This is a genomic window from Candidatus Villigracilis sp. (assembly GCF_057083605.1).
Window position 1 is genome coordinate 1 of sequence record NZ_JBXMTI010000025.1, and the last position, 7,715, is coordinate 7,715.

10 protein-coding genes are annotated in these 7,715 nt (G+C 47.3%); 5 read left to right on the forward strand and 5 right to left on the reverse strand.

Translation table 11 applies throughout. The features are described 5' to 3' along the window. Positions 1 to 125: 125 nt before the first annotated feature. Together AC14M5_RS04265 and AC14M5_RS04270 are read right to left on the reverse strand one after the other, a co-directional pair. Positions 126 to 644: a hypothetical protein gene (locus AC14M5_RS04265; protein WP_484028394.1), complete on the reverse strand. Its 519-nt coding sequence runs from the start codon at positions 642 to 644 to the stop codon at positions 126 to 128. 2 nt (positions 645 to 646) lie between these two features. Continuing rightward, the gene (locus AC14M5_RS04270) at positions 647 to 1,108 is read right to left on the reverse strand and encodes a protealysin inhibitor emfourin (protein ID WP_484028395.1); all 462 of its coding nucleotides are present in this window, start codon (positions 1,106 to 1,108) and stop codon (positions 647 to 649) included. A gap of 117 nt (positions 1,109 to 1,225) precedes the next feature. Between AC14M5_RS04270 and AC14M5_RS04275 the strand changes: the two genes are divergently transcribed. The 5 genes from AC14M5_RS04275 to AC14M5_RS04295 all read left to right on the forward strand — a co-directional run bounded on the left by AC14M5_RS04275 (position 1,226) and on the right by AC14M5_RS04295 (position 4,982). Then, positions 1,226 to 2,377, forward strand: coding sequence for a thiolase domain-containing protein (locus tag AC14M5_RS04275; RefSeq protein WP_484028396.1), 1,152 nt, complete (start codon positions 1,226 to 1,228; stop codon positions 2,375 to 2,377). 67 nt (positions 2,378 to 2,444) lie between these two features. Beyond that, a complete protein-coding gene (locus AC14M5_RS04280) occupies positions 2,445 to 2,834 on the forward strand; it encodes a PilZ domain-containing protein (protein ID WP_484028397.1) in 390 nt (129 codons plus the stop codon). Between the two features lie 263 nt (positions 2,835 to 3,097). Then, positions 3,098 to 3,766: a lysophospholipid acyltransferase family protein gene (locus tag AC14M5_RS04285; protein ID WP_484028398.1), complete on the forward strand. Its 669-nt coding sequence runs from the start codon at positions 3,098 to 3,100 to the stop codon at positions 3,764 to 3,766. 117 nt (positions 3,767 to 3,883) lie between these two features. Then, positions 3,884 to 4,552 (forward strand): lysophospholipid acyltransferase family protein, encoded by a 669-nt coding sequence (locus AC14M5_RS04290; RefSeq protein ID WP_484028399.1) that lies wholly within the window; start codon positions 3,884 to 3,886, stop codon positions 4,550 to 4,552. A gap of 46 nt (positions 4,553 to 4,598) precedes the next feature. Further along, positions 4,599 to 4,982: a four helix bundle protein gene (locus AC14M5_RS04295; RefSeq protein WP_484028400.1), complete on the forward strand. Its 384-nt coding sequence runs from the start codon at positions 4,599 to 4,601 to the stop codon at positions 4,980 to 4,982. Positions 4,983 to 5,028: 46 nt separating this feature from the next. Here the strand turns inward: AC14M5_RS04295 and AC14M5_RS04300 are convergent, their stop codons facing one another. The 3 genes from AC14M5_RS04300 to AC14M5_RS04310 form a co-directional block, all read right to left on the reverse strand. Continuing rightward, entirely contained in the window at positions 5,029 to 6,681 is a 1,653-nt protein-coding gene (locus tag AC14M5_RS04300) for a SulP family inorganic anion transporter (protein ID WP_484028401.1), read from the reverse strand. A 141-nt stretch (positions 6,682 to 6,822) separates the two neighbouring features. After that, positions 6,823 to 7,305, reverse strand: coding sequence for a hypothetical protein (locus AC14M5_RS04305; RefSeq protein ID WP_484028402.1), 483 nt, complete (start codon positions 7,303 to 7,305; stop codon positions 6,823 to 6,825). A 33-nt stretch (positions 7,306 to 7,338) separates the two neighbouring features. After that, on the reverse strand, positions 7,339 to 7,715 hold a 377-nt coding region (locus tag AC14M5_RS04310; RefSeq protein ID WP_484028403.1), incomplete at its 5' end, for a nitroreductase/quinone reductase family protein.

Genomic DNA, 7,715 nt, shown 5'->3' on the forward strand with positions numbered 1-7,715 from the left:
CCGTCTTTATGTATTTCAGGCGGTAAATCTATCGCAACCTCCTTTCTTATTCCTTGCATCATCATACAACAAACAAAAGCGGTTTACATTAAAAAAACTTGTCTATTTTGTAAACAAACATCGAATCAACTTTGTTTTCGTGTAACCCAATATTTGATCTCTTTATGAATTGGATATAACGGCAGAAAATTTGCGCCATAACCTTTGCCTGCATATTCCGTCATGATCTCGCGAACGCGGCGCAGATGGTTGCGATCCATGCCTAATGGAATGGATAAAAGTTCTTCGAGCAATGGGCTGAGCGGCTTGCCAGTCATCTTTTTGTATGCACGAAACTCGATCTGCCAGGCCTCCATTTCACCATAAATGGAAAGGGCCGTGAACAAGCCTTGTTTTAGGTGCGTTACTTCATGGATAAACAAAGACCAGGCACGAGGTTTTTCCAAGGCTGCATCAGGTGTGTAATGGACCTCGTTCAAATAGAAACTGCGGGCGAGCGTGCAAAATGCCCCCACACTTTTTCTTGCACGTTTTATGCCTACCCGCGTTTTGTGTGCACGCGCATAATCCACTGCTTCCCGCCCCTCGTCAGAAGACAGGGTCACCTTCTCGAAATATTTTTCAAGCCATTCAGTATTTTCCATAACTATTTCAGAGAGCTGTCAATAATATTTCTCAATTCTGTTACCAGAGGCTCAAAGCCAGAGTCAGGCAGGCTGGTGTCATTGAATTGCACTGCGAAATTATTATCGTTTATCTGGAATTCAATGTCGTAAACAAAACAGTCGGCGCAAATGTTCCTCTCAATTTGTTTTCCTGCTAAATCTTCTGCAGAGGAAACAAGTTCATTTAATCTCTGCTGCTTATCCGCCGAAAGTTTTCCTGTAACAGTTTGATTTGCCCGTTCATCTGTAACAGTATATTCGCCATCTGATTTGATTTCAATTGTGCGCAGCAAGCCCATGATGCCGCCCGATTGAGTCATCTGAATCGTCCAATCATTTTCAACTGCGGGCAGTGTTGCAGTAGCTAAAGGCGTTTCAACTTGAGCTTGCGAACACCCTGCGATCAACAGGGCTGTAAAGATCAGGGGAATAATTCGATACACTCTCTCTCCTTTCTTATGATAAAGCATAGCAAGAAATCATGGCAAATGCAACAGTTTTCCGCGCCAATCATGATAGTTCCTGACGGCACAATGCGGTAGAATTTGCTGAGAGGTATTATGAGACAAGTAGCTATTCTTGGAGTTGGTCAAACAAAAGTAGATGAGCAGTGGGATAAATCCCTGCGCGAAATTGGTGGAGAAGCCGCCTTTGCCGCCATGCAGGATGCAGGTGTTGAAACAGTGGATTCGCTTTTTATCGGCAATATGCTTTCGCCAATGGTCAGTGGGCAGAATCAGCTTGGAGCCTTTTTTTCAGATTGGATTGGGCTGTGGAAGCAGGAAGCAGTTAAGATCGAAGCGGCCTGCGGATCAGGAGCAGCGGCGTTTCGCTCCGCGCTGATGGCTGTTGCCTCCGGCGACGTCGAGTCTGCACTGGTAGTAGGCGTCGAAAAAATGACGGATAAAGCCGGGCGTGATGTCACCGCAGCCTTAGCTACCGCCGCCGATACCGACTATGAAGGCGAGCAGGGAATTTCCTTCGTGGGCCTAAACGCGCTCATCATGCGCAGATACATGCATGAATACGGTTGGAAACACGAAGACTTTGCCCCATTTTCAATTAATGCACATGCGAATGCGGTGCATAACCCTTATGCGCGCCTGCATGAAAAAATAAGCACAGAGAAATTTGAAAGATCAGCCATGATCGCTACGCCAATCAATTTATTGGATGCCTCGCCAGTTGGTGACGGGGCGGCGGCGGCGGTGATTGTCCCAGCCGATAAGGTGATGCGCAAGCCGCGCATCCTTGTTGCTGCCTCTGCCGCGGCAACGGACACGATTGCCGTTCACTCGCGCAAGGATCCGCTGTTCTTGCAGGCGGCATATTTATCTTCCAAACGTGCTTATGAAATGGCAGGTGTAATCCCCCAGGATATTGATGTATTTGAGATCCACGATGCCTTCTCGATCATGGCGGCACTTTCCCTCGAGGCGAGCGGATTTGCCGAAAGAGGCCAGGGAGTAAGGTTAGGCCTCGATAACGAGATCAGCCCACAGGGCCGTGTGCCCGTCTGCACTCGCGGCGGATTAAAAGCCCGGGGCCACCCAGTCGGCGCGACGGGAATGTATCAAATTGTGGAGGTAGTCCAGCAGTTGCGGGGGGAGTGCGGCCAAACCCAGGTGGACGACGCGAAGATCGGTATGACGCAAAATATCGGCGGCTCAGGAGCCACAATACTGACACATATCCTTCAAAACAGTACTTAAAAGGCTTGATTCTTCATAATTATTGCAATATACTGAGGCAACCTATCGAATCTGAAAGGAGGTTCCGATGGCAGGCGAACGTCGAAAATTAGGGCGGAAGAATTTTACCTATTATATGCGCGTATTTGACGAGATGACTGGAAAACTCATCGGCCAGCTTGTTGATATTAGCACGGGCGGGTTTAAGGTGGAAAGCCCTCAGCCGATCCCCGTCAATGTAAATATCAAACTTCGCATCGATCAAATGGGGGAGCTCTCGAATAAAAGCTATCTAACATTTATTGCAATTGCAAAGTGGTGCCAGCGCGATCCGTACGATTTGAGCATGTACAATGTTGGCTTCCAGATCGTGGAAATGAGCCCAGGAGATTATGATATTTTTCTCCAAATGTTCAACAAGTATGGAATGCAGAAAAGCGCGCACCAGAAGAATAATTCCGATTATTTATGGCGTTAACTTGTAATACACTGATGAATGCCCCGTTCAATTGAATGTGAATGGGGCATTTTTTTATTTGTGTATTTGATGAACGGGCAAAGATTGGGCAGGCTCTAGCGGCTATCCTCGGCGGCGTTTTCCGAGTAAATCCTGCGCCGAGGACGGCGCAGAAAGCAAGCTGAGTGGAAAGATTGGTGTAGATTAGCGAGGATTAGCGGACTATTTTTTGAGTAAGTGAAAGTCCTGACTGATAAAGACATAGAAACGTGTAAAATAAAAATATGAAAAAATTCCTGCGCTGGCTGATTCATACCGTCTTTAAACTAATTGCAAAAATAGAACCGTGCGGGTATGAGAACCTGCCTGAAAAAGGCGGATTTGTGATTGCAGTGAACCATCTTGGTTTTTTGGATACCCCGCTTGCCTATTACGCCCTGGATAACTGGGATCTCTTCATTCCTGTTGCAGAAAAATGGGAGAAAAATCCTCTTTGGCGCTGGCTGGGAAAATACCTCAACCTGATATTTATCGACCGCTTCAACCCTGATCTGCGAGCCATGCGTGAAATGATAAAACGCATGGAGGAGGGGCAGACCCTCATCATCGCCCCTGAAGGTACTCGTGCACGGGATGAAAAGATGGCACAAGGCAAACCTGGTGTGGCTTACCTCGCATCCAAAATGGGATGGCAGATCGTGCCAATTGCGATCTCTGGAACCGAGGATCGTATCGTCAAAGACAACCTGAAACACTTTCGGCGGACGGCCATATATCTGACTTCATCAAAACCATTCAGACTTCCACCATTTCCCAAAGAGAACCGCGAAGAAGTGCTGCAACAATATACAGACGAGATCATGTGCCGCATTGCTGTGATGTTACCTGAGATGAATCGCGGGTATTATGCGGATCATCCAAGGTTGAGGGAATTATTGAACGACGGTGAATAATAATAGGCTTTATCGGTAATATCGCGAATCGTCGATTTTTTTCCACAGGATTATTTCTGATAATGTCTAACGCCCTCTTTATAACGACGTATCAATAATTGTTGTTACAATACGCTCATGAAATTTAGAATCTTACGTGCCATTATCCGTTTTATTATGAAACTCATCGCCGACGTGGAATTGGTTGGCAGGGAAAATGTTCCTGAAGGAAATTTTCTGGCCGCTTCCAATCATTTGGGCCGCCTGGATACAGCTGTCTTGTTGTGTGTGATAGATCGTGAAGACATCATTATCGCTGTCGCCGAAAAATATAGGGATCATTTTCTATTCGGCGCGATTGGCCGCTCGGTGAATGCGATCTGGCTCAATCGTTTTGAAGCGGATTTTGCCGCCCTGCGCGAGATTTTAGTACGGATGAAAAAAGGCGGGTTGATGGTGATTGCCCCGGAAGGTACCCGCTCAAAAACCGCTTCCATGCAACAAGGGAAAATGGGTGCCGCATTTCTTGCAAGCAAAAGCGGATATCCAGTTCTACCCGTTGCGCTGACAGGCACAGAAGATGCTGGTGTGATCGCAAATCTCAAAAGATTTCGCAAGTCAAAAATCAAAGTGGTGGCGGGCGAGCCGTTTTTGATCGAAATTCCCAGAGGCAAAGGGCGTGAAGAAGCCATGCAGCAGGCCACCGATGAGATCATGTGCCGAATAGCGGCGATGCTGCCAGAAAGCTATCGGGGATATTATGCGGGACATCCGAGGCTGAAGGAGTTGTTGGGGAAAGGTTCATAGGTACAGAAGTTCAGATGTTCAAAAAGAAGGTTTATAAGGAGGATGCATGGAAGGAAAGGTTGAACGCAGTGATAAAGGGTTTCGTAAATTAATTGTATGGCAAAAGGCGCATCAATTGGCTTTGCTTGTTTATAGCTTTACTGATAAATTCCCTAAAAGCGAGATTTATGGATTGACCTCCCAATTGCGCCGTGCAGCATCGTCGGTGCCTGCAAATATTGCTGAGGGTTATGGGTATGGCAAAAGAGGTCAGACCGCCAGGTATGTTGATATTGCTCAAGGCTCATTATCTGAAGTTGAATATTTTCTTATTCTTTCACTCGACTTGAGTTACATTGTCCAGCAAGAATACGATCAAGCCGAATCTCTGCGTGCAGAAACTGGCTACCTACTATATCGTCTTGAACAAAGCCTTAAGAAGCCGACATAGCCCTTTGCGCCTCTGCCTCTTTTGACCATCTGAACCTCAGCACTTATTAACAGAACTTACACCCTCGCTTCTCTGCCTCGACGATGGCCTGGTCGCTGGACCAAAAGAAGTTTTCCTCGCCGATGGTTTCCACGAGACCTCCGCGCTCCATCATGTTGCGTGCATTATCGTGGATACCCGCGAACATGAGTATGCCGCCCTGTTGATGCAGACGTTCATGCAATTTGTGGATTGCTTCAAGACCAGCCGTGTCGATTAACGATACGCCGCGCATGGAGAGGATCAGCGCGTGAGTTTCATTTAGGTTTGCAAACGATTCGTTGAACTGACCTACCGCCGCGAAGAAGAGGGGACCTGTCAAGAACGCCACGCGTACATGCCTGCATTTGCCCGCAGTCTCGATTCCCTTTTGTTTGAGTCTTTCAATATCAATTTCCTGAACATTTATATCCATGCTGGCGATCTTGTTTAGAAAGACCGCGCCTGCAAGGACTGAACCGATCAGGATGGCCTGAGTCAAATCCAGTGTGATGGTTGCGAGCATGGTAATGGTGAAGGCGATCATATCTGTTTTGAAGCGCTTGCCAAAGGTGAATTTGATGGCACCCCATTCGTTCATGCGCACGGCAGTGACCATCAACACGCCAGCCAATGCCGCAAGCGGAATACGCGCCATAAAGCCAGCGAGCAGGAACATCGAGAGCAACAATCCAATGGCGTGGATGATGCTTACCATGCGTGTCTGTCCACCTGATTTGATGCCCACACTGGAACGGGCAATGGCAGCTGTGGCAGGGACTCCCCCGAAGAACGGGATGAGCATGTTGCCCACGCCCTGTGCGATCAACTCCTGATTGGCCTGCAGACGGATACCCGTCATATTGGAAGCTACTGCGCCGCATAATAATGACTCGACAGCACCGAGCGCAGTGATGGTGAGGGTGGGCGCGATGAACTCAGAGAAATTTGACCAGGGGATGTTGGCGAGGCTGAGGTGGTCAGCCAGGAACAAGGTCTGGGGGATGGCTCCGATCATTGCGGCCGACCAACCCAAAATCCAATTAAGAAGTGTGGCGAGGATGATGCCCAGCAGCGAAGCGGGGAAGCGCGCATTCCATTTCGTCGGCCACAATAGCATAGTCCCAATCACGACGAGACCAAGGATCAACGATTGGACATTGGGAATGAATCCGCCGTTGAAATATCCAAGTAATTTTTGCGCGGCGGTTTCAGTAGCTGCGGTTTTGATGCCCAACAAATTGTCAATCTGACCGATGAAGATGATGAGAGCAATGCCCGAGGTGAAGCCGCTGATGACGGGCGCGGGAATGAAGGCGATGAAGCGGCCGAGGCGCAGGATGCCGATGATCAACAGCAGCAAACCCGAAAGGAAGCCTGCGATCCAGATGCCTTGAAGCCCATAGCGTGTGACGAGTACGATCAGCACCGCAGACATGGCACCCGTTGGCCCTGAGATCTGGTATGGTGCGCCAGCCAGCAGACCCATGATGAGGCCTGCGAGAATGGCAGTGACCAAGCCCGCTGCGGCGCTTGCGCCCGATGCGACACCGAATGCAAGCGCAAGGGGCAAGGCAACTGCGGCAACGGTGAGACCCGCCAGCAAATCCTGTTGGAATTTGGCAGGCGAATAGTTTGAGAACTCGTCCTTGTAGAGACGAGTCAATGAACGACGTGGCATATATTTGATTCTCCGTACAGAAAAATTTTTTATCCAAAGGCTCGGTGCTCCCCCAAGGCGTCCTTTGGTTAGTGGTGAGATTTTATCATAAGAAACAACATCAAAATCACAAATTGAAACCACATATATTTTGCATTCACCTTACTGCCTTGCAAGATAATGTGCCAACATTGGCGTTTCTTTTATTTTTACGATTTCTAGCAATATTTTCACTACATGTGGGCCAACTTTTCTCAATGATGGGTAATAATCATAAGAGGTTGTTCGTAATTTAGTTGGATGTGCCAACATCTTATTGAAAATCCAACAAGGACTATTCTTCACATCAGCTTTTCCATAAATAGACTCTAACTCATTAATCAAATGTTTTCCTTTCTCAGACTCGCACCAGTCAGGTAACAAATCCTTTAGCTTGATATCATCATTTCTATGCCCCTTGGAAATCAATAAGTCAATCATAATGCGAGTATGCAAAACCATACTCTCTATAAGAACATTATCAATTATCTTGGCTTTCACATCTTTGGAAACAGTTTTTAAAGACTCGTAAATAGATCTTGTTTCAAAATACATTTGGACCTCATAATCGAATACTTGCCAAAGATCTTTGTTTGACTTATCCATAATTCATTACCATCCTTGAGACCTAAAATATAATCAATCAATTAGATTAAATATCACAATCGGAATATGGCGGGATGTCATCTTCTGATATTCCAAATAGGGAGGATGTTTCTTGGTGACGTAGTCCCACAGGCGCGTGTATCCCTCTCCCTCCGCGAAACTTGCGTTGACCTTGATCGTTTGCCCCTTCACTTCAATGCTGGCTTGTGGTTGTTTTTGTAAATTGAAATACCAGTCGGCGTGATTGTCTTTCCCCCAGTTGGATTCGACGATTAGATATTTCCCCTCGTGGAAAAAATAAGCAATCGGAATACTGCGCGGCTGGCCTGATTTTCGTCCAATCGTGTGCAGGATCAGGATGGTTTGTGTGCCAAGCTGCGAGCCGATCCGTCCGCGTGTGGTGCGGATCA

What these genes read in the sequence shown, in the direction of transcription:
- AC14M5_RS04300 (WP_484028401.1), bottom strand. Translation starts at nt 6,681, where the DNA reads ATGCCACGTCGTTCATTGACTCGTCTCTACAAGGACGAGTTCTCAAAC.
- AC14M5_RS04265 (WP_484028394.1), bottom strand. Translation starts at nt 644, where the DNA reads ATGGAAAATACTGAATGGCTTGAAAAATATTTCGAGAAGGTGACCCTG.
- AC14M5_RS04285 (WP_484028398.1), top strand. Translation starts at nt 3,098, where the DNA reads ATGAAAAAATTCCTGCGCTGGCTGATTCATACCGTCTTTAAACTAATT.
- AC14M5_RS04290 (WP_484028399.1), top strand. Translation starts at nt 3,884, where the DNA reads ATGAAATTTAGAATCTTACGTGCCATTATCCGTTTTATTATGAAACTC.
- AC14M5_RS04275 (WP_484028396.1), top strand. Translation starts at nt 1,226, where the DNA reads ATGAGACAAGTAGCTATTCTTGGAGTTGGTCAAACAAAAGTAGATGAG.
- AC14M5_RS04305 (WP_484028402.1), bottom strand. Translation starts at nt 7,305, where the DNA reads ATGGATAAGTCAAACAAAGATCTTTGGCAAGTATTCGATTATGAGGTC.
- AC14M5_RS04295 (WP_484028400.1), top strand. Translation starts at nt 4,599, where the DNA reads ATGGAAGGAAAGGTTGAACGCAGTGATAAAGGGTTTCGTAAATTAATT.
- AC14M5_RS04280 (WP_484028397.1), top strand. Translation starts at nt 2,445, where the DNA reads ATGGCAGGCGAACGTCGAAAATTAGGGCGGAAGAATTTTACCTATTAT.